Origin of the sequence: Streptomyces venetus, assembly GCF_039540295.1 — a bacterium.
GTDB classification, from domain to species: domain Bacteria; phylum Actinomycetota; class Actinomycetes; order Streptomycetales; family Streptomycetaceae; genus Streptomyces; species Streptomyces venetus.
Window position 1 is genome coordinate 316,400 of sequence record NZ_BAABET010000006.1, and the last position, 19,155, is coordinate 335,554.

Consider the following 19,155-nt stretch of genomic DNA (forward strand, 5'->3'; position numbering starts at 1 on the left):
GGTTCAGCTGTTGAACGCCGCGTCGAAGGACGCGCTGGGCGGCTCGAAGTCGAAGGCCTTGAGACGGGTCAGCGCCTCGGGCGCGCCCTGGAGCCGGTCCATGCCGGCGTCCTCCCACTCGACGGAGACCGGGCCCTGGTAGTCGATGGAGCGCAGCATCCGGAAGACGTCCTCCCAGGGGACGTCGCCGTGGCCTGCGGAGACGAAGTCCCAGCCGCGCCTGGGGTCGCCCCAGGGCAGGTGGGAGCCGAGCCGGCCGTTGCGTCCGTCGAGGCGCTTGCGGGCCTCCTTGCAGTCGACGTGGTAGATGCGGTCGCGGAAGTCCCAGAGGAAGCCGACCGGGTCGAGGTCCTGCCAGACGAAGTGCGAGGGGTCGAAGTTGAGCCCGAAGGCGGGGCGCCGGCCCACCGCCCTCCAGCGCGCGCACCGTCGTCCAGTAGTCGTAGGCGATCTCGCTGGGGTGGACCTCGTGCGCGAACCGCACGCCCTCGGCGTCGAAGACGTCCAGGATCGGGTTCCAGCGGTCGGCGAAGTCCTGGTAGCCGCGTTCGATCATCGCCTCGGGGGCGGGCGGGAACATGGCGACGAGGTGCCAGATGGCGGATCCGGTGAACCCGATGACGGTGTTCACCCCGAAGGCGGCCGCTGCCCGGGCGGTGTCCTTCATGCGCTCCGCGGCCCGCTGCCGGACCCCCTCCGGGTCTCCGTCGCCCCACACCTCCCCCGGCACGATCGCCTGGTGCCGCTCGTCGATGATGGCGTCGCAGACGGCCTGGCCGACCAGGTGGTTGGAGACGGCCCAGCACTTGAGGCCGTACTTGTCGAGCAGGGCCCGGCGGCCGTCCAGGTACGACGGGTCGGCGAGTGCCTTGTCGACCTCGAAGTGGTCTCCCCAGCAGGCGAGTTCCAGGCCGTCGTAACCGAAGTCGCGGGCCAGGCGGCAGACTTCCTCCAGGGGGAGGTCCGCCCACTGGCCGGTGAAGAGCGTGAAGGTGCGTGGCATCGGAAGCAGGCCCTCCTCAGAGCGCGATCGGTGTGTAGACGGAGTTCTTCTCGGCGCTCTCCTCGACCGCCGCGAGCACGCGCTGCACTTGCAGCCCGTCGGCGAAGGAGGGTTCGGGGCGGCGGCCCTCGGCGATGGCGTGGACGAGGTCGCGGGCCTGGTGGACGAAGGTGTGTTCGTAGCCGAGGCCGTGGCCCGGCGGCCACCAGGCGTCCAGGTAGGGGTGGTCGGGTTCGGTGACGAGGATCCGGCGGAAGCCCGCCTCCGCGCCGGGCTCGGTGCCGTCGTGGAAGGACAACTCGTTGAGCCGCTCCAGGTCGAAGGCGAGCGATCCGCGCTCCCCGTTGAGTTCGATGCGCAGGGCGTTCTTCCGGCCGGTGGCGTAGCGGGTGGCCTCGAAGGAGGCGAGGGCACCGGAGGGGAACCGGGCGGTGAACAGGGCGGCGTCGTCGACGGTGACCTGGCCGGTGCCGGCGGAGGAGACGGTGGACAGGCCGCTCGTGGCACCGGTGGGCAGGGGCCTCTCCCGTACGAAGGTCTCGGTCAAGGCGGAGACGCCGGCCAGCCGCTCCCCCACGAGGTACTGCGCGAGGTCGACGATGTGCGCGCCCAGGTCGCCGAGCGAGCCGGACCCGGCCTGGTCCTTGCGCAGGCGCCAGGTCAGCGGGAACTGCGGGTCCACCAGCCAGTCCTGGAGGTACGTCACGCGCACGTGCCGCAGTCGGCCCAGGCGGCCCTCGGCGACCATCCGGCGGGCCTGGGCGGTGGCGGGCACCCGGCGGTAGTTGAAGCCGACCATCGCCAGCTGGCCGCGGCTGTAGGCCTCCTCGGCGGCCCGCGTCATCGACGTGGCCTCCTCGACGGTGTTGGCGAGGGGTTTCTCGCAGAGGACGTGCTTGCCGGCCGCGAGGGCGGCGAGAGCGATCTCGGCGTGGCTGTCGCCGGGGGTGCAGATGTCGACGAGGTCGACGTCGTCCCGTTCGACGAGGGCACGCCAGTCGGTCTCGGTGGACGCCCAGCCATGCCGGTCGGCCGCCGCCTGCACGGCGTCGGCGTCCCGGCCGCAGATCACGGCCTGCACGGGGTTCAGCGGCAGGTCGAAGACACGGCCCGCGGTGCGCCAGCCCTGGGAGTGGGCGGCGCCCATGAAGGCGTAGCCGACCATTCCCACACGCAGGGGTGGCTTGCCTGCCTCGGTCCCCTCTGACTGCTCCTGCGGCTGTCCCATACGGGTGTCCTCCTCGTCCTGGTCGGGGTGCACGTGGGGGGTGCGGGGTGGGATCACTTGAAGCCGGTGGACATGTACTGGTCGACGTTGGTCTTGTCGACGACGGCCGAGTAGAGCGTGATCGACGACGGGATCTCGAACTCGGCCATGCCGCCGATGCCCTTGCCCTGGCCGAGGGCGCGGGCCAGGTCGATAGCCGAGGCGGCCATGGTCGGCGGGTACAGCACGGTCGCCTTCAGCACGCCGTCGTCCTGCTTGATGGCCTGGAAGGCGGAGAGCGCGCCGGCGCCGCCGACCATCAGGAAGTCGTCACGGCCGGCCTGTTCGATGGCGCGCAGCGCGCCCACGCCCTGGTCGTCGTCGTGGTTCCACAGCGCGTCGAACTTCGACTGGGCCTGGAGCAGCTGGGCCATCTTGGCCTGTCCGGACTCGACGGTGAACTCGGCGGCCTGCCGGGCGACCTTCTTGATGTTGGGGTAGTTCTTCAGGGCGTCGTCGAAGCCCTTGGTGCGCTGCTTGGTCAGCTCGAGGTTGTCCAGGCCGGCCAGTTCGATGACACGGGCGCCCGACTTGCCCTTGAGTTTCTCGCCGATGTAGTGGCCGGCGTTGAGGCCCATGCCGTAGTTGTCGCCGCCGATCCAGCAGCGGTAGGCCTGCGGGGTGTTGAAGATGCGGTCGAGGTTGACGACCGGGATGCCCGCGCGCATCGCCTTCAGGCCGACCTGGGTGAGGGCCTTGCCGTCGGCGGGCAGCACCACCAGGACGTCGACCTTCTTGTTGATGAGGGTCTCGATCTGGCCGATCTGCTGGGCGGTGTCGTTGGAGCCCTCGGTGATCTCCAGGGTGACGTCCGAGTACTTCTTGGCGCGGTCCTTGGCGTTGTCGTTGATGGCGTTGAGCCAGCCGTGGTCGGCCTGCGGTCCGGCGAAGCCGATGGTGACAGGCTTGCCCGGCTTGTCGTCGGCGACCGGCTGGTCGTTGCCGGCCGGTTCGTCCTTGGACTCGGAGGGCTCGTTGCTCGTGCACCCCGTGAGGAGGGCACCGGCGGAGACGGCGGCGGCCCCGAAGAGCAGCCCTCTGCGGCTCGTGATCTCTGTCATGGCGGTGAACCCTTTCCTCAGGTCGTGCTCGCGGTACGGCGCTGGACCAGCACGGCGGCGACGATGATCGCGCCCTTGGCGATCTGCTGGACGTCGCTCTGAAGGTTGTTCAGGGCGAAGATGTTGGTGATCGTGAAGAAGATCAGGACGCCGAGCACGGAGCCGGTGATGGTGCCCCGGCCGCCGGTGAGCAGGGTGCCGCCGATGATGGCGGCGGCGATGGCGTCGAGTTCGTAGAGGTTGCCGTTGGTGTTCTGGCCGGAACCGGACAGGACGATCAGCAGGAAGGCCGCGATGCCGCAGCACAGTCCGGACAGCAGGTAGAGGTAGAGCCGCTGGCGGCGGACGTCGATGCCGGCGAGCCGGGCCGCCTCCGGGTTGCCGCCGACGGCGACGGTGCGGCGGCCGAAGGTGGTGCGGTTGAGCACCAGCCAGCCGATGACCGTCACGACGGCGAAGACCAGGACCAGGGGCGGGATGCCGAGGACGTAGGCGTCGCGTTCGCCCAGGTCGAGGACGGAGGGCACGGTGACGATCTGTGTCTTGCCGTCGGTGATCTGAAGGGCGAGGCCGCGGGCGGAGGCCAGCATGGCGAGGGTGGCGATGAACGGCACCATCGAGCCGTAGGCGATGAGCACCCCGTTGACCAGGCCGCAGCCGACTCCGACCGCGATCGCCGTGAAGAGGATGCCGGCGAAGCCGTACTCCTGGGTGGCGACCGTGGTCGCCCACACCGAGGCGAGGGCGACGATCGCGCCGACCGACAGGTCGATGCCGCCGGAGACGATCACGAAGGTCATGCCGACGGTGACGACGCCGACCACGGAGGCCTGGGTGAGGACCAGTTGGAGGTTGCGGGTGTCGAGGAACTCGTCGGGCTTGGTGATGCCGCCGACGACGATCAGCGCGGCGAGCACGCCGAGCAGCGAGAGGGTGCGGACATCGGCGCGGGCCAGCAGGCCGCGCCAGGCGGGGGGCTGCGCCTCGGGCACCTTGGCGGTGCTGTCCCGCGGCGGGGAGACGGGCTGCGTCATGACGCCGGGCTTCCTTCCATGACCAGGTCGAGTACGCGGTGTTCGTCGAGTTCGCGGGCGGGCGCCGTGTGGACGACACGGCCCTCGCGCAGCACCAGGACGCGGTCGGCGAGGCCGAGCACCTCGGGCACCTCGCTGGAGACCAGCAGCACGGCGAGGCCCTCGTCCGCCAGCCTTCGGATGACGGCGTAGAGCTCGGCGCGGGCTCCGACGTCGACGCCGCGGGTGGGTTCGTCGAGCAGCAGCACCTTGCAGCCGCGCAGCAGCCAGCGGGCGAGGACCGCCTTCTGCTGATTGCCGCCGGACAGGGTGCGCACGGGCACGGACGGGTTGTCCGGCCGGAGCGACAGCTCGCGCGTCGCGGCCCGGGCGGCGCCGAGTTCGGCGCCCCGGTCGATCCAGCCGCCGCGCGAGAAACGGGACATGGAGGAGACCGACACGTTGCGGGTGACGGACTCCAGCATCAGCAGGGCCTGCGCCTTGCGTTCCTCGGGGGCGAGCCCGAGTCCGGCGCGGACGGCGGCGCGGACGCTGCCCGGCTTCAGCGGCCTGCCCTCGACCAGCACCTGACCGGACGCCGGTTTCCGGGCCCCGTAGACGGTCTCCAGGATCTCGGAGCGGCCCGAGCCGACGAGTCCGGCGAGGCCGACGATCTCGCCCGGCCGCACGTCGAGGTCGAGCGGCTCGAACTCCCCGTGACGGGCCAGTCCCCGGACTTGCAGGACCGGTTCGCCGGGCGGCGGTGAGGCGGGCCGGTCCGGGAAGACGTACTCGACGTTGCGGCCCGTCATCAGCGCGACGACCTCGCGGGTGGGCGTGCTCTTCGCCGGGAGCCCGTTCGCGACGGCCCGCCCGTCCTTCAGCACGGTCACCCGGTCGCCGATGCGGCGGATCTCCTCCAGGCGGTGCGAGATGTAGACGACGGCGACACCGGCCGCGGTGAGGTCGCCGACGATGCGGAAGAGGTTGTCGACCTCGTCCGGGTCGAGGGCGGCGGACGGCTCGTCCATCACGATGAGCCGCACGTCGTGGGAGAGTGCCCGCGCCATGGACACGATCTGCTGCTGGGCCGCGGACAGGTCCCCGACCAGCCGCGCCGGGTCGACCTCCGGATGGCCGAGTCGCTTGAGGAGAGCGGCGGTCGACTCCTTGGCCGCCTTTCCGCGGACGACGAAGGCGGCGGTGGTCGGCTCGTGGCCCAGGTGGACGTTCTCGGCGACCGACAGGTGTTCCACCAGGTCGAGTTCCTGGTAGATGGTGGCGATGCCGAGGCGCATGGCGGCGATCGGTGAGCGGAGGGTGACGTCCTCGCCGCGCCAGCGCAGGCGGCCGGTGTCGGGCTGGTGGGCGCCGGCCAGGACCTTGATGAGGGTCGACTTCCCGGCGCCGTTCTGGCCGAGCAGGCAGTGCACCTCACCGGCCTGGACGTCGAGGTCGACGCCGTCGAGGGCCCGGACTCCGGGGAAGGACTTGGTGATGCCGGACATGCTGAGCAGCGGTGGTTCTGGTGCCATGCGGATTCCCCTTGGCGGGCGGGCCGGTGTCAGGGCGCTTGTCGAGCAGGCGTGTTCAGGGCAGGGCGGAGCGGGGCAGGGCAGGGCGGAGCAGGGCGCTGTGCTGGGTGAGCCGTGCGGTCGGAAAGGACTACGCGGGTGAGAACAGGTGGTCGCTGATGAGCCGGGCAGCGCCGGTGACGCCGGCGGCGGGACCCAACTCGCCCAGCACGATGGGCAGGTTGCCGGTCGCGAGGGGCAGCGACTGGCGGTAGACCTGGGTGCGGATCGCGGCGAGCAGGGTGTGGCCGAGGCCGGTCACCCCGCCGCCGATCACCACCAGGCCGGGGTTGAAGAAGCTGACCAGGCCTGCGATGACCTGGCCGGTGCGGTTGCCGCCCTCGCGGATCAGCTCGAGCGCGGTGGCGTCACCGGCGGCGGCCGCGGCGGCGACATCGGCGGCGGTGAGGCCGCCGTTCGCCTCCAGCCGTGCGGCCAGCTCCGCCGAAAGCCCCTGCTGGGCGGCCTCCATGGCGTCGCGGGCCAGGGCCGCCCCGCTGAAGTGGGCCTCCAGGCAGCCCCGGTTGCCGCAGGCGCAGGGGCGGCCGTCGGGCACGGCCTGGATGTGCCCGATGTCGCCGGCACTGCCCGTCGTGCCGCGGTAGACCTCACCGCCGACGACGATGCCGCAGCCGATGCCGGTGCCGATCTTGACGCAGAGGAAGTCGCCGACGGTGCGGGCGACGCCCGCGTGCTGCTCCCCCATCGCCATGAGGTTCACGTCGTTGTCGACCATGACCGGGCAGCCGAGTTCCTGGCTGAGCGCCTCCCGCACCGGGAAGCCGTCCCAGCCCGGCATGATCGGCGGAGCCACCGGCACACCCTCGGGAAAGCGGACCGGGCCCGGAACGCCGATGCCGGCGCCGTCGAACCCCTCCGCGAGTCCCGAGGCCCTCAGTTTCGCCGCCATGGCCAGCACTTGCTCGAAGACCGCGACCGGGCCCTCGCGCACGTCCATGGGCTGGTTGATGTGTCCGAGGGTCTCCAGTTCGGCGTTGGTGACGGCGACGTCGATGGAGGTCGCGCCGATGTCGACGCCGAGGAAGCGGAGCCCCGGGTTGAGCCGGATGTTGTGGGAGCGGCGGCCGCCGCGCGAGGCGGCGAGTCCGTCGGCCACGACCAGCCCCGTCTCCAGCAGCCGGTCCACCTCCACGGCGAGCTTGGACCGTGAGAGGTCGACCTGGTCGCCCAGCTGGGCACGGGAGTTGGGGCCACCGTCGCGCAACAGCTTGAGCAGTCGGGCCTGGTGGGCATTTCCGGGTCGTGCGGTCATGCGTCTCACGAGCCCCTCCCCGCCTCGATCGGCCTGTGCGCGCCGGTTTTCCGCCACATCGGTGGCTTGCTTTCGGAGGGAACGTAGCAGCGGCTGCCGGGAGTGGGAAGAAGTCGCGCAGGAATTGCCCTCTACTTCTTCCACTCACAGGACAAAGAAGAGGTGACGGATGCCCCGTCTCGCAGGTAGACGTGGTGACGCTACGAGCGCGGACGCGCGTGGTACGAGCGGCGCGTGTGCTCCGTGTGCTCGCGCATCAGCTGGGTGGCCCGCTGTTCGTCGCGGTCGGCGATCGCGGCGATGAGTTCGCGGTGCTCGATCCAGGACTGGTGGCCGCGCCGGCGGGCGACCGGGGTGTAGTACCAGCGGACCCGGCGGTCGACCTGGGCGGCGAGTTCCGCGAGGACGGCGTTGCCGGCCAGATCCATGATCTTCGTGTGGAAGCGGGCGTTCAGGGCGACGGCGGCGTCCACGTCGTCCGCCTCGACGGCCTGCTCGCCCTCCGCGCAGAGCGCCTCCAGGGCGGAGATCCCGGCGCTGCCAGCGTTGGCCGCCGCGAGCCGGGCCGCCTCGGCCTCCAGGAGTGTGCGGACCGTGAGGAGCTGGTCGGCCTCCTCCTCCGTCGGCTCGTGCACGAACGCGCCCTGGGCGGGCCGCAGATCGACCCAGCCCTCGGTGTTGAGCCGCTGCAACGCCTCGCGCACCGGCTGCCGGGAAACCCCCAGATGGCCGGCGAGTTCGCTCTCGACGAGGTGCTGGCCGGGCTGGAGGGCTCGGGTGGTGATGAGTTCGAGCAGTGCCTCGTAGACGCGGTCGCGCAGCGGACCGGGGCGTTCCAGCTTGGGTACCGCCCCTTGGGGCAGGCCTGTCGACAGCATCGCGGTCCCCCTCCTCGGCAGGGCCGTGCACAGCGCGGCGGAAGCCGGTGTCGCCGCAGAGTCAGTATCGATTGTCTTTCGTCTACAGTCTACGGCGCACGATTGCCAGGGCCGCGGGGAGTTGGCCGCGTCACACCAGGGCCGCGTCACACCAAAGCCCCGGGACACCAAAGCCCCGGGACACCAGGGCCTCAGGGACAGCGGACGACCTGCCCGGCGTACGAGAGGTTCCCGCCGAAGCCGAACAGCAGGACCGGGTCGCCGGTGCCGACCGCACCCTGTTCCACCAGCTTGGAGAAGGCGAGCGGGATGCTCGCGGCCGAGGTGTTGCCGGACTCGGTGACATCGCGGGCGACGACCGCGTTCACGGCGCCGATCTTCTCGGCGAGGGGTTCGATGATGCGCAGATTGGCCTGATGCAGCACGACCCCGGCGAGGTCCGCCGGCTCCAGCCCGGCCCGTTCGCACGCCCGGCGCGCGATGGGCGGCAGCTGTGTCGTCGCCCAGCGGTAGACGCTCTGGCCCTCCTGGGCGAAGCGCGGCGGGGTGCCCTCGATGCGCACCGCGTGCCCCATCTCCGGCACCGATCCCCACAGCACCGGCCCGATGCAGGCGTCCTGGGCGGCCTCGACCACCGCGGCGCCCGCCCCGTCGCCGACGAGCACGCAGGTGGTGCGGTCGCTCCAGTCGGTCACGTCGGACATCTTGTCGGCCCCGATGACCAGGGCTCGACTCGCGCCGCCCGCGCGGACGGCGTGGTCGGCGGTGGCCAGGGCGTGGGTGAAGCCGGCGCACACGACGTTGAGGTCCATCGTGGCGGGCTGCGGGATGCCGAGCCGGGAGGCGACGCGGGCGGCCGTGTTGGGTGAGCGGTCGACGGCGGTGGAGGTGGCCACCAGCACCAGGTCGATGTCGGCCGGGGCCAGTCCGGCCGCCGCGAGGGCCTTGGCGGCGGCGTGCGCGGCCAGTTCGTCGACCGGCTCGTCGGGCCCGGCGAGGTGGCGGGTGCGGATGCCCACCCGGCTCCTGATCCACTCGTCACTGGTGTCCACCATGCCGGCCAGGTCCTCGTTGGTGAGTACCTTGGCGGGCTGATAGTGGCCGACGGCGGCGATGCGCGAGCCGTTCATCTGGGTGGGTCCCCCTCGTTGCCTTGGGTAGCGGGACCCACCAGTCTGATCAGTGACTCACGGGTAGGCGGGCAGGCAAGGTGACAGGAAACCGGCGTCAGGGTTGTCACCTTCGGTCAGGTCCCCGGACGCTCACGCACCTGTCGAGCGCCTAGCCGGTGAACAGCTGCGTCGCCTTGCGGACGAGCTCGTACAGCCCGTAGGCGAGCGGCACCCCCACCCATACCCAGGCGAGGGCGATCAGCCATCGCCGGTCCGGGCTAGGCGGACTCTGACTGCTCTCGCTGGACACGCTCGGCCTCCTTCGGCTCGGGGACGTGGTGACGGGGGTCGACGGGCCGGACGAGTTCGTTGGCGACGAAGCCGACGACCAGCAGCCCGATCATGATGATGAAGGACAGTCCGTACAGGGACGCGCCGTGCCGGCCCGCCTCCTCCTGCCGGTCGGCGATCCAGTTCACGATCAGCGGCCCGAGCACTCCCGCGGTGGACCAGGCGGTGAGCAGCCGCCCGTGGATGGCACCGACCTGGTAGGTGCCGAAGAGGTCCTTCAGATAGGCGGGGACGGTCGCGAAGCCGCCGCCGTAGAAGGAGAGGATGACCAGGGCGCACAGGACGAACAGCGGCTTGGAGGAGTCGCCGAACAGGGCGATGAGCGCGTACATCAGCGCGCCGGCGCCCAGGTAGACGCGGTAGATGTTCTTGCGGCCGATCAGGTCGGACGTCGACGACCAGCCGATGCGGCCCGCCATGTTCGCCGCCGACAGCAGCGCCACGAAGCCGGCGGCGGCCGTCGCCGACACCGGCGTGGAGCTGTCCGCGAAGAAGTCCGTGATCATCGGCGCGGCCTTCTCCAGGATGCCGATGCCTGCGGTGACGTTCATGCAGAGCACGGTCCACAGGAGCCAGAACTGGGGAGTGCGCAGCGCCTGCTTCGCGGACACCTGCGGGCCAGTGGTGGCTTGTCGCGCGGTTCCCCGCGCCCCTGAGGCACGAGGCGGAACCCGGACCAGCAGCACGCCCAGCAGCATGAACACGGCGTACGAGAGCCCGTGCACGAGGAAGGCCAGCGCGATCCCGGAGCTGTCGCTGCCGAACGACTCCAGCATCTGCGCCGACCACGGCGAGGCGATGAGCGCGCCGCCGCCGAAGCCCATGATGGCGATGCCGGTGGCCATACCGGGCCGGTCCGGGAACCACTTGATCAGGGTGGAGACGGGCGAGATGTAGCCGATGCCGAGACCGATGCCGCCGACGAAGCCGTAGCCGAGGACGATCAGCCAGTACTGCTCCGTGGCCGCGCCCAGCGCGGAGAGCAGGAACCCGGACGAGAAGCAGACCAGTGCCACCGTCATCGCCCAGCGCGGGCCGTTGCGCTCCACGAGCGTGCCGCCGAACGCGGCCGACAGGCCCAGCATGACGATGCCCAGCTGGAAGGGCAGCGCGCTCTGCGTGCCGCTGAGGCCGAGCGCGGACTCCAGGGGTGGCTTGAACACGCTCCAGGCGTAGGCCTGGCCGATGGAGAGGTGTACGGAGAGCGCGGCGGGCGGAACGAGCCAGCGGCTCCAGCCCGGCGGTGCGACGGGGGGACTCATGAACCCCGGACGGTATTGATCCGCACGGCAGTTGAGAAGGCGGCGCGTCGACCGTATGCGGTGAACGGTATTTGGCATGCGCCGAACGGTCGGCGCGCGGACTCTTGCCGCTCCAACCTCCATACTGTAGACAATATTTCGTCGACACTAACCGTGCGCCCGTCGCAAGCCGGCCGCACGGCACCCACCTCCGCGGTATCCCTCAAACCGAACGGAGTGTTCCCGTGAAAGTCGCAGTTCTCGGCGCCGGTGCCATCGGCGCCTACGTCGGCGCCGCGCTCCATCGCGCGGGCGCCGACGTGCATCTCATCGCCCGTGGACCCCATCTGGCGGCCATGAGGCAGTACGGAGTCCGGGTGCGCAGCCCACGCGGCGACTTCACCGCGCACCCCCACGCGACCGACGACCCCACCGAGGTCGGCCCGGCCGACTACGTCTTCCTGGGCCTGAAGGCCAACGCGTACGCGGCGTGCGGGCCGCTGATCGCGCCGCTGCTGGGCCCCGCGACGGCGGTCGTGGCGGCCCAGAACGGCATCCCCTGGTGGTACTTCCACCGGCACGGCGGCCCGTACGACGGCCACCGCGTCGAGAGCGTGGACCCGGACGGCGCGGTCAGTGCGGTGCTCGCGCCCGAACGGGCCGTCGGCTGTGTCGTCTACGCGGCGACCGAGCTCGAAGGTCCGGGAGTCGTACGGCACTTGGAAGGGACACGGTTCTCGATCGGCGAGCCCGACCGCAGCGTGTCCCCACGGTGCGTGGCGTTCGGCGAGGCGATGCGGGCGGGCGGCCTGAGGTGCCCGGTCGAGCCGGACCTGCGCAGCGACATCTGGGTCAAGCTGCTCGGCAACATCTCCTTCAACCCGATCAGCGCGCTGGCCCGCGCGACCATGCGGCAGATGTGCCTGCACGGCGGCACCCGCAGGGTCATCGAGATCATGATGACCGAGACGCTCGGTGTGGCGCAGGCCCTCGGCTGCGAGGTCGGCGTCTCCGTCGAGCGCCGGCTCGCGGGCGCCGAGCGGGTCGGCGACCACCGCACCTCCACGCTCCAGGACCTGGAGCGCGGCAAGCCGCTCGAACTCGACGTGCTTCTCGCGGCCGTCGTCGAGCTGGCGGAGATCACCGGCGTGGAGGTGCCCACCCTGCGCACCGTGCACGCCATCTCGGACCTGCTCGCGCTGAGGAGCGCCGCATGAGGAAGCGTGAACCGAAGACCTACACCCGACTCACCCACCCCCTGGTGCGGGACTCCCGGGACGAGCCGTTCCGGCAGGCGAGCTGGGAGGAGGCCCTGGACCGGGCCGCCCGGGGCCTGGCCCGCAGTCGTGGCGCGTTCGGGATGTTCTCCTGCGCCCGCGCCACCAACGAGATGAACTACGTGGCGCAGAAGTTCGCCCGCGTCGTCATGGGCACCAACAACGTCGACTCCTGCAACCGCACCTGCCACGCGCCGAGCGTGGCCGGTCTGTCGGCGGCGTTCGGCTCGGGCGGCGGGACCTCGTCGTACGAGGAGATCGAGCACACCGACGTCATCGTGATGTGGGGCTCCAACGCCCGCTTCGCGCACCCGATCTTCTTCCAGCACGCGCTGAAGGGCATCCGGAACGGGGCCCGCATGTACGCGGTCGATCCGCGCCGGACGTCGACGGCCGAGTGGGCGGAGAGCTGGCTGGGCCTCAACGTCGGCACCGACATCCCGATGGCGCACGCGATCGGCCGCGAGATCATCCACGCGGGGCTCGCGAACGAGGCGTTCATCGAGCGGGCCACCACCGGCTTCGAGGAGTACCGGGCGCTGGTCGAGCCGTGGACGCTCTCGCTCGCCGAGAAGGTGACGGGCGTACCGGCCGCCGCCGTCCGGCAGTTGGCGCACGCCTACGCCCGCGCCGAGCGCGCCCAGCTGTGCTGGACCCTCGGCATCACCGAGCACCACAACGGCACCGACAACGTCCGCGCCCTGATCAACCTGTCCCTGCTCACGGGGCACGTCGGCCGCTACGGTTCGGGCCTGCAGCCGCTGCGCGGGCAGAACAACGTGCAGGGCGGCGGCGACATGGGTGCGATCCCCAACCGCCTGCCCGGCTTCCAGGACATCCTCGACGCGGACGTGCGGCTGAAGTTCGAGTCCGCCTGGGACACGGTCATCCAGCCGCACTACGGCCTGAACCTCACCGAGATGTTCGAGGCGATGGAGGACGGCTCGCTCAAGGCCGTCTACTGCGTCGGTGAGAACCCGGCCCAGTCGGAGGCCGACAGCGAGCAGGCCGTGCGGCGGCTGAGGTCCCTGGACTTCCTGGTCGTCCAGGACATCTTCCTGACGAAGACGGCCGAGCTCGCGGACGTCGTGCTGCCGGCCACCGCCGGCTGGGCGGAGACCGACGGCACGACCACCAACAGCGAGCGGCGGGTGCAGCGCGTCCGCAAGGCCGTCACCCCGCCCGGCGAGGCCCGCGAGGACATCGACATCATCTGCGACCTCGCGGCCCGCCTGGGGCACGACTGGAAGTACGCCGACGCCGAGACCGTGTGGAACGAGCTCAGGTCGGTCTCGCCCGACCACTACGGCATGACGTACGACCGCCTGGAGGAGCACCAGGGCATCCAGTGGCCGTGCCCCAGCACCGAGCGGCTGGAACCCACCTATCTGCACGGCCGGTTGTGGGACCCCGACCCCGCCGGGCGCGGCCGGCTCGCCCCCTTCGGGATCGTGCAGCACGATCCGCCCGTGGACCTCACCGACGAGCAGTACCCGATCCGGCTCACCACCGGGCGGCGGCTCGACTCGTACAACACCGGGGTGCAGAGCGGCGGTTACGCGTCGCCGCTGCGGCGCGGCGAGTACATCGAGCTGTGCCCGGAGGACGCCGAGCGCTACGGCGTGGTGGTCGGCGAGCGGGTCCAGGTGACCTCGCGGCGCGGGTCGGTGACAGCTCCCGTGTGGGTGGACACCGCGCTGCGGCCGGGGCTCGCCTTCATGACCATGCACTTCCCGGACGAGGTGGACACCAACGCGCTGACGATCGAGGCGAACTGCCCGATCGCGGGGACCGCGGAGTTCAAGGCGTCGGCGATCCGGATCGAGAAGCTGCCCATCGCGACCATCGTGGGGTGACGCACAGTGGACCTGCACTTCGGTGACAGCAAACCGACGGACGAGGAGCGGGCGGCCGTCGACGCCCTGCTCGGGCCGCCCGAGTCCTCCTGGGAGGGCGCCGACCGCTCAGATGCCGACCTGCGCTGGGCCCGTGGCGGGCGCGAGGCCCGGGACCGCCGCGACCTGCTGTTGCCGGGGTTGCACGCCATCAACGACCGGGTCGGCTGGATCAGCGACGGCGCCCTCGGCTACCTGTGCCGCCGGCTGACGGTGCCGCCGGCGGAGGCGTACGGGGTCGCCACCTTCTACGCGATGTTCTCCGTCAAGCCGCGTCCGGCGACCGTGCTCCACGTGTGCACGGACCTGGCGTGCGCGGCGGCCGGGGCGCCGGAGCTGTGCGCGGGGATCGAGGCACGGCTCGGCCCGGGCAGCGGGGTGAGTGTGGAGCGCAGTCCCTGTCTGGGTCTGTGCGAACGCGCTCCGGCCGCGCTCGCGATCAAGGCCGGGGATCCGGTGCGTACGGCGGTCTCGGCGCCGGCGACCGTGCACGACGCCGTCCTCGCCGCGAGTTCGCCCGACTCGGCCCCCGAGGAACCGCCCGCGGCCACGGCGGTGCCGCAGGCCGGGCAGGACGGCCTGATGCTGCTGCGCCGCGTCGGTGTGGTCGACCCGTCGTCCCTCGACGACTACCGGGCCCACGGCGGGTACACCGCCCTGCGCCGGGCCTTCGAGCTGGGGCCCGCCGGGGTCATCCGCGAGGTCACCGACTCCGGCCTGGTCGGGCGGGGCGGCGCCGCCTTCCCCACCGGCCGCAAGTGGCAGGCCACGGCGTCCCAGCCGGACCGTCCGCACCACCTCGTCTGCAACGCCGACGAATCGGAGCCGGGCACGTTCAAGGACCGCGTGCTCATGGAGGGCGACCCGTACGCGCTCGTCGAGGCGATGACGATCGCCGGGTACGCGACCGGCGCCCACCAGGGCTACCTCTACCTGCGCGGCGAGTACCCGCGCGCCCTGCGCCGGCTGGAGCACGCCCTCGCGCAGGCACGTGCGCGCGGGCTGCTCGGCGACGACGTCCTCGGCCAGGGCTACGCCTTCGACATCGAGATCCGGCGCGGCGCGGGCGCCTACATCTGCGGTGAGGAGACCGCCCTGTTCAACTCCATCGAGGGCTACCGGGGCGAGCCCCGCTCGAAGCCGCCGTTCCCCGTGGAGAAGGGCCTGTTCGGCAAGCCGACGGTCGAGAACAACGTGGAGACGCTGGTCAACGTCCTGCCGATCCTCACGATGGGCGCCCCGGCGTACGCGGCGATCGGCACGGAGCGCTCCACCGGCCCGAAGCTGTTCTGCGTGTCGGGGAGTGTGGAGCGGCCCGGTGTCTACGAGGTGCCGTTCGGGGCGACGCTGGGCGAGTTGCTCGGGCTCGCCGGGGTGCGTGAGGGGCTGAGGGCGGTGCTGCTCGGCGGGGCGGCCGGCGGTTTCGTGCGGGCCGACGAGCTCGACGTGCCCCTCACCTTCGAAGGGACGCGGGAGGCGGGCACGACACTCGGCTCGGGGGTGGTCATGGCCTTCGACGACAGTGTGCCCCTGCCCCGGCTCCTGCTGCGCATCGCGGAGTTCTTCCGCGACGAGTCGTGCGGGCAGTGCGTGCCGTGCCGGGTCGGCACCGTGCGGCAGGAGGAGGCGCTGCACCGGATCGTGGAGCGCACCGGCGCCGACGCGGCCGGGGACATCGCCCTGCTGAGGGAGGTCGGCCGCGCCATGCGGGACGCCTCGATCTGCGGTCTGGGGCAGACCGCGTGGAACGCCGTGGAGTCCGCCATCGACCGTCTGGGGGCGTACGAATGACCGTCACACCGCTGGGGATCCCGCGCCGGCTGCTGGAGTTCACCCTCGACGGGGAGCCGGTGCGGGCGCCCGAGGGCTCCACGATCCTCGACGCCTGCCGGGCCGCCGGGAAGGACGTCCCGACCCTGTGCGAGGGCGACACGCTCCGGCCGAAGAACGCCTGCCGTGTCTGCGTCGTCGAGGTCGAGGGGGCCAGGACCCTCGTCCCGGCCTGCTCCCGCAAGGCCGAGCCCGGCATGGAGGTACGGACCGACACCGAACGGGCCCGGCACAGCCGGAAGGTCGTCCTCGAACTGCTCGCGTCCTCGGTGGACCTGTCGACGACACCGCGGGTCGCCGAGTGGCTCAAGGAGTACGAGGCGAAGCCGGACCGGTTCGGTCCGGACGCGGCCCGGCTCAACGAGGAGCCAAAAGTCGACAATGACCTGTATGTCCGTGATTACGACAAATGCATCCTGTGCTACAAGTGCGTGGACGCCTGCGGCGACCAGTGGCAGAACAGCTTCGCGATCTCGGTCGCCGGGCGCGGTTTCGACGCCCGGATCTCCGTGGAACACGACGGGCCGCTGACCGAATCGGCCTGCGTGTACTGCGGGAACTGCATCGAGGTGTGCCCCACGGGCGCACTGTCCTTCAAGTCCGAGTTCGACATGCGGGCGGCGGGTACCTGGGACGAGTCGCGGCAGACGGAGACCACCACGGTGTGCGCGTACTGCGGAGTGGGCTGCAACCTGACGCTGCACGTACAGGACAATGAGATCGTGAAGGTCACCTCGCCGCACGACAACCCGGTGACCCACGGCAACCTCTGCATCAAGGGCCGCTTCGGCTACCAGCACGTACAGAACCGGGGCTGATCAGAACATGGGACGAGTCACCGAACGACGCAAGGTGATCCGGATACGGGACGGGGCGGTCTCCAGCCGCCCGGACACCCTCGTGGCGGAGGAACCCCTGGAGATCCGGCTGAACGGCAAGCCACTGGCCATCACCATGCGCACCCCGGGCGACGACTTCGCGCTGGCTGCGGGGTTCCTCGTGAGCGAGGGGGTGCTGGGCGGGCAGCGGGACCTGCGGAACATCGTGTACTGCGCCGGCGCGACGGTCGACGGCTCGAACACGTACAACGTGGTCGACGTGCAGACGGCTCCGGACGTGGTGATCCCCGACATCACCCTGGAGCGGAACGTCTACACGACGTCCTCCTGCGGCCTATGCGGCAAGGCGTCCCTGGACGCGGTACGCACCACGGCCCGCTGGCCCATCGCCGACACTCCCCCGGTCCGCGTCTCCCCGGAACTGCTCGCGAGCCTGCCCGACCGGCTGCGCGCCGCCCAGCGGGTGTTCGACCGGACCGGGGGCCTGCACGCGGCGGCGCTGTTCTCGGAGGACGGTGAACTGCTGGACGTCCGGGAGGACGTGGGCCGGCACAACGCGGTCGACAAACTGGTCGGCCGCGCGTTGCAGAACGGGGAGCTGCCGCTGTCCCGGGCGGTCCTGCTCGTCTCGGGCCGGGCCTCCTTCGAGCTGGCGCAGAAGGCCGTGATGGCCGGGATCCCCGTACTGGCGGCGGTGTCCGCGCCGTCCTCGCTGGCGGTGGACCTGGCCGCCGAGGCGGGCCTGACCCTGGTGGGCTTCCTGCGGGGCAGTTCCATGAACGTGTACGCGGGTGAGGACCGCATCGCCCTGCGGGCGGCGGCCGTCCAGGGCTGAGCGGGTTCTCCGCGCGACACGGCGGCGGGGCCCCGACCGGCGGGGAGCGCCCCCTGCGCCGCAGGGGCCCCGTCTCAGCGTTCGCGGTCCGCGGGTGTCATTCACCCGTGCCGGATATCCGGCGCAGCATCCCCGTGAACTGTTCCCGCTCCGCGGCCGACAGCGGGGCGAGCAGTTCGTCGTTGGCGGCGCGGGCCGCCTTCTCACAGCGTTTCAGCAGCCGGGCGCCCTCCTCGGTGAGGGACACGGCGTTCTTGCGGCGGTCCCTCGGGTCCGGCTCGCGCACCACCAGGCCCGCCGACTGGAGGTCGTTGAGGACGCCGACCAAGTCCTTGGGGTCCAGCCGGACCCCGCGGCCGAGGTCGGCCTGGGCGACGGGGCCGAGATCGCGGACGGCGGACAGCACCACGTGGTGCCACATCCGCATGTCCTGCTCGGCCAGCGCCTCGGCCACCAGGGCCCGGCCGCGGGCGGCGGCGCGGCCGAGCAGCCAGCTGGGCAGGGAGCGGATCGCGGGGAGGGGGGCTTCCGGCATGGCCGCAGCCTAACCAAGAAACCGTTGGTTCTTCCCATGATCCTCCTATACCGTTGGGCATCCCAACGGTGTCATGGGGGATACCAACGACTTCCGGAGGTGCGATGCGCCGCGTCCGCTACGAATCCCGAGGCGGCCCCCTGTTCCTGGAGGAGGCACCGGCCCCCGAGCCCGGCCCCGGCGAGCTGCTCGTGCGCACGGAGGCGATCGGCGTCACCCTCCCGGTCGTCCGCAAGGTCGCCGAGGCGGCCGAACCGGTCCCGCTCGGCGGCGAGATCGCCGGGGAGGTCATGGCCGTCGGCGAGGGCGTCACCCGCTTCGGCACCGGCGACCGGGTGACGGGGCTCTGCTTCGGCCACGGGTACGCCGACTTCGCGCTCCTGCACGAGGCCATGGCCTCCCCGGTGCCGGTGGACGCCGGTGCCGTCGACGCGGTCGCCCTGGTCCGCAGCGGTCTGGTCGCCCTCGGCGCCCTGGAGGCGGCACGGCCCGAGCCGGGCGAGGCGGCCCTGGTCACGGCGGCGGCGAGCGGTGTCGGCCACCTCGCGGTGCAGCTGGCCCGGACCCGGGGCGCCGGCCGGGTCGTGGGGGCCGTCTCCGACCCGGCCAAGGCCGACTTCGTGCGCGACCTGGGCGCCGACCACGTCGTCACCTACGGCGACGACGGCTGGGGCACCCCGGTCGACTACGCCCTGGACGCGGTCGGCGGTGAGCTGCTCACCCCCGCCCTCGCCGCACTCGCCCCGGGCGGACGGCTGGTGGCGTACAGCTCGGGCGGCGGCACCGTCGAGGCGTACGACCTGCTCGTGGGCGCCAAGTCGGTGATCGGGTTCCAGATGGCCCGGATCGCCCGCGGGAACCCGGAGCTGTACGAGCGGTGGCGCGGGGAACTGTGGCGGCTGTTCGCGGCGGGAGAGATCGAGCCCTTCGTGCACGGCACGTTCGCCCTTGAAGACGCGGCCAAGGCACACGGGGAGATCGAGGCGCGCGCCAACCTCGGCAAGGTCGTCCTGATCCCCTGACGCACGCTTCTTGTGGGGGGTCTGGGAGTCCAAGTACCGTCTGTGGCCCCACACATGGGACGTGGGATGTCCGGTTGTCCGCACCTCTGCCGTCCGGATGTCCCCTCCCGTGCCCCGGTGGTCCAGCCGACAGACGCATGAAGGGCAGG

Annotated in this window: 16 protein-coding genes and 1 pseudogene; 6 read left to right on the forward strand and 11 right to left on the reverse strand. The window is 71.5% G+C overall.

Features of this window, described 5'->3' with window-relative positions; translation table 11 throughout:
- Positions 1–3: 3 nt before the first annotated feature.
- The 10 genes and pseudogenes from ABEA82_RS21515 to ABEA82_RS21560 form a co-directional block, all read right to left on the reverse strand.
- Positions 4–937, reverse strand: a pseudogene (locus ABEA82_RS21515) (sugar phosphate isomerase/epimerase family protein).
- An 82-nt stretch (positions 938–1,019) separates the two neighbouring features.
- A complete protein-coding gene (locus ABEA82_RS21520; RefSeq protein WP_345663203.1) occupies positions 1,020–2,231 on the reverse strand; it encodes a Gfo/Idh/MocA family protein in 1,212 nt (403 codons plus the stop codon).
- A gap of 53 nt (positions 2,232–2,284) precedes the next feature.
- Positions 2,285–3,331, reverse strand: a complete 1,047-nt coding sequence (locus ABEA82_RS21525) for a substrate-binding domain-containing protein (RefSeq protein WP_345663204.1) — start codon at positions 3,329–3,331, stop codon at positions 2,285–2,287.
- A gap of 17 nt (positions 3,332–3,348) precedes the next feature.
- Entirely contained in the window at positions 3,349–4,365 is a 1,017-nt protein-coding gene (locus tag ABEA82_RS21530; RefSeq protein ID WP_345663205.1) for an ABC transporter permease, read from the reverse strand.
- Positions 4,362–5,879 (reverse strand): sugar ABC transporter ATP-binding protein, encoded by a 1,518-nt coding sequence (locus tag ABEA82_RS21535; protein WP_345663206.1) that lies wholly within the window; start codon positions 5,877–5,879, stop codon positions 4,362–4,364. Before ABEA82_RS21535 ends, ABEA82_RS21530 begins: the two co-directional genes overlap by 4 nt.
- Positions 5,880–6,009: 130 nt before the next feature.
- Positions 6,010–7,191 (reverse strand): ROK family transcriptional regulator, encoded by a 1,182-nt coding sequence (locus ABEA82_RS21540; RefSeq protein ID WP_345663207.1) that lies wholly within the window; start codon positions 7,189–7,191, stop codon positions 6,010–6,012.
- Between the two features lie 200 nt (positions 7,192–7,391).
- Entirely contained in the window at positions 7,392–8,069 is a 678-nt protein-coding gene (locus ABEA82_RS21545; RefSeq protein ID WP_345663208.1) for a GntR family transcriptional regulator, read from the reverse strand.
- Positions 8,070–8,260: 191 nt separating this feature from the next.
- Positions 8,261–9,199 carry a beta-ketoacyl-ACP synthase III gene (locus tag ABEA82_RS21550; RefSeq protein WP_345663209.1) on the reverse strand — a complete coding sequence of 313 codons (939 nt, stop codon included), beginning with the start codon at positions 9,197–9,199 and terminating at the stop codon, positions 8,261–8,263.
- Between the two features lie 151 nt (positions 9,200–9,350).
- Positions 9,351–9,491 carry an MFS transporter small subunit gene (locus tag ABEA82_RS21555; RefSeq protein WP_167545800.1) on the reverse strand — a complete coding sequence of 47 codons (141 nt, stop codon included), beginning with the start codon at positions 9,489–9,491 and terminating at the stop codon, positions 9,351–9,353.
- Complete coding sequence (locus ABEA82_RS21560; RefSeq protein WP_345663210.1) at positions 9,460–10,794, reverse strand: OFA family MFS transporter; 1,335 nt, start codon at positions 10,792–10,794, stop codon at positions 9,460–9,462. The genes ABEA82_RS21555 and ABEA82_RS21560 overlap by 32 nt, the downstream gene beginning before the upstream one ends.
- A 224-nt stretch (positions 10,795–11,018) precedes the next feature.
- On the opposite strand from ABEA82_RS21560, the gene ABEA82_RS21565 reads away from it, so the two are divergent.
- Genes ABEA82_RS21565 through fdhD form a run of 5 tightly spaced genes read left to right on the forward strand, consistent with a single transcriptional unit; the run spans position 11,019 to position 17,449 of the window.
- A complete protein-coding gene (locus ABEA82_RS21565; protein WP_345663211.1) occupies positions 11,019–11,990 on the forward strand; it encodes a 2-dehydropantoate 2-reductase in 972 nt (323 codons plus the stop codon).
- Complete coding sequence (locus tag ABEA82_RS21570; protein ID WP_345663212.1) at positions 11,987–13,906, forward strand: molybdopterin oxidoreductase family protein; 1,920 nt, start codon at positions 11,987–11,989, stop codon at positions 13,904–13,906. Before ABEA82_RS21565 ends, ABEA82_RS21570 begins: the two co-directional genes overlap by 4 nt.
- 6 nt (positions 13,907–13,912) lie before the next feature.
- Positions 13,913–15,736, forward strand: a complete 1,824-nt coding sequence (locus ABEA82_RS21575; RefSeq protein WP_345663213.1) for an NAD(P)H-dependent oxidoreductase subunit E — start codon at positions 13,913–13,915, stop codon at positions 15,734–15,736.
- Complete coding sequence (locus tag ABEA82_RS21580) at positions 15,733–16,593, forward strand: 2Fe-2S iron-sulfur cluster-binding protein (RefSeq protein ID WP_345663214.1); 861 nt, start codon at positions 15,733–15,735, stop codon at positions 16,591–16,593. Before ABEA82_RS21575 ends, ABEA82_RS21580 begins: the two co-directional genes overlap by 4 nt.
- Before the next feature lie 7 nt (positions 16,594–16,600).
- Complete coding sequence (gene fdhD, locus ABEA82_RS21585; RefSeq protein ID WP_345663215.1) at positions 16,601–17,449, forward strand: formate dehydrogenase accessory sulfurtransferase FdhD; 849 nt, start codon at positions 16,601–16,603, stop codon at positions 17,447–17,449.
- Between the two features lie 97 nt (positions 17,450–17,546).
- Here fdhD and ABEA82_RS21590 read toward each other — a convergent pair whose 3' ends face one another.
- Positions 17,547–17,984 carry a MarR family winged helix-turn-helix transcriptional regulator gene (locus ABEA82_RS21590; protein ID WP_345663216.1) on the reverse strand — a complete coding sequence of 146 codons (438 nt, stop codon included), beginning with the start codon at positions 17,982–17,984 and terminating at the stop codon, positions 17,547–17,549.
- A 104-nt stretch (positions 17,985–18,088) separates the two neighbouring features.
- Here ABEA82_RS21590 and ABEA82_RS21595 point away from each other — a divergent pair, with 104 nt between their 5' ends.
- The gene (locus ABEA82_RS21595; RefSeq protein WP_345663217.1) at positions 18,089–19,006 is read left to right on the forward strand and encodes a quinone oxidoreductase family protein; all 918 of its coding nucleotides are present in this window, start codon (positions 18,089–18,091) and stop codon (positions 19,004–19,006) included.
- Positions 19,007–19,155 lie beyond the last annotated feature (149 nt).

Bases quoted from the DNA above. Each gene is read 5' to 3' on its own strand.
- ABEA82_RS21520 (WP_345663203.1), bottom strand. From the start codon at position 2,231: ATGGGACAGCCGCAGGAGCAGTCAGAGGGGACCGAGGCAGGCAAGCCA.
- ABEA82_RS21525 (WP_345663204.1), bottom strand. From the start codon at position 3,331: ATGACAGAGATCACGAGCCGCAGAGGGCTGCTCTTCGGGGCCGCCGCC.
- ABEA82_RS21530 (WP_345663205.1), bottom strand. From the start codon at position 4,365: ATGACGCAGCCCGTCTCCCCGCCGCGGGACAGCACCGCCAAGGTGCCC.
- ABEA82_RS21535 (WP_345663206.1), bottom strand. From the start codon at position 5,879: ATGGCACCAGAACCACCGCTGCTCAGCATGTCCGGCATCACCAAGTCC.
- ABEA82_RS21540 (WP_345663207.1), bottom strand. From the start codon at position 7,191: ATGACCGCACGACCCGGAAATGCCCACCAGGCCCGACTGCTCAAGCTG.
- ABEA82_RS21545 (WP_345663208.1), bottom strand. From the start codon at position 8,069: ATGCTGTCGACAGGCCTGCCCCAAGGGGCGGTACCCAAGCTGGAACGC.
- ABEA82_RS21550 (WP_345663209.1), bottom strand. From the start codon at position 9,199: ATGAACGGCTCGCGCATCGCCGCCGTCGGCCACTATCAGCCCGCCAAG.
- ABEA82_RS21560 (WP_345663210.1), bottom strand. From the start codon at position 10,794: ATGAGTCCCCCCGTCGCACCGCCGGGCTGGAGCCGCTGGCTCGTTCCG.
- ABEA82_RS21570 (WP_345663212.1), top strand. From the start codon at position 11,987: ATGAGGAAGCGTGAACCGAAGACCTACACCCGACTCACCCACCCCCTG.
- ABEA82_RS21580 (WP_345663214.1), top strand. From the start codon at position 15,733: ATGACCGTCACACCGCTGGGGATCCCGCGCCGGCTGCTGGAGTTCACC.
- fdhD (WP_345663215.1), top strand. From the start codon at position 16,601: ATGGGACGAGTCACCGAACGACGCAAGGTGATCCGGATACGGGACGGG.
- ABEA82_RS21590 (WP_345663216.1), bottom strand. From the start codon at position 17,984: ATGCCGGAAGCCCCCCTCCCCGCGATCCGCTCCCTGCCCAGCTGGCTG.
- ABEA82_RS21595 (WP_345663217.1), top strand. From the start codon at position 18,089: ATGCGCCGCGTCCGCTACGAATCCCGAGGCGGCCCCCTGTTCCTGGAG.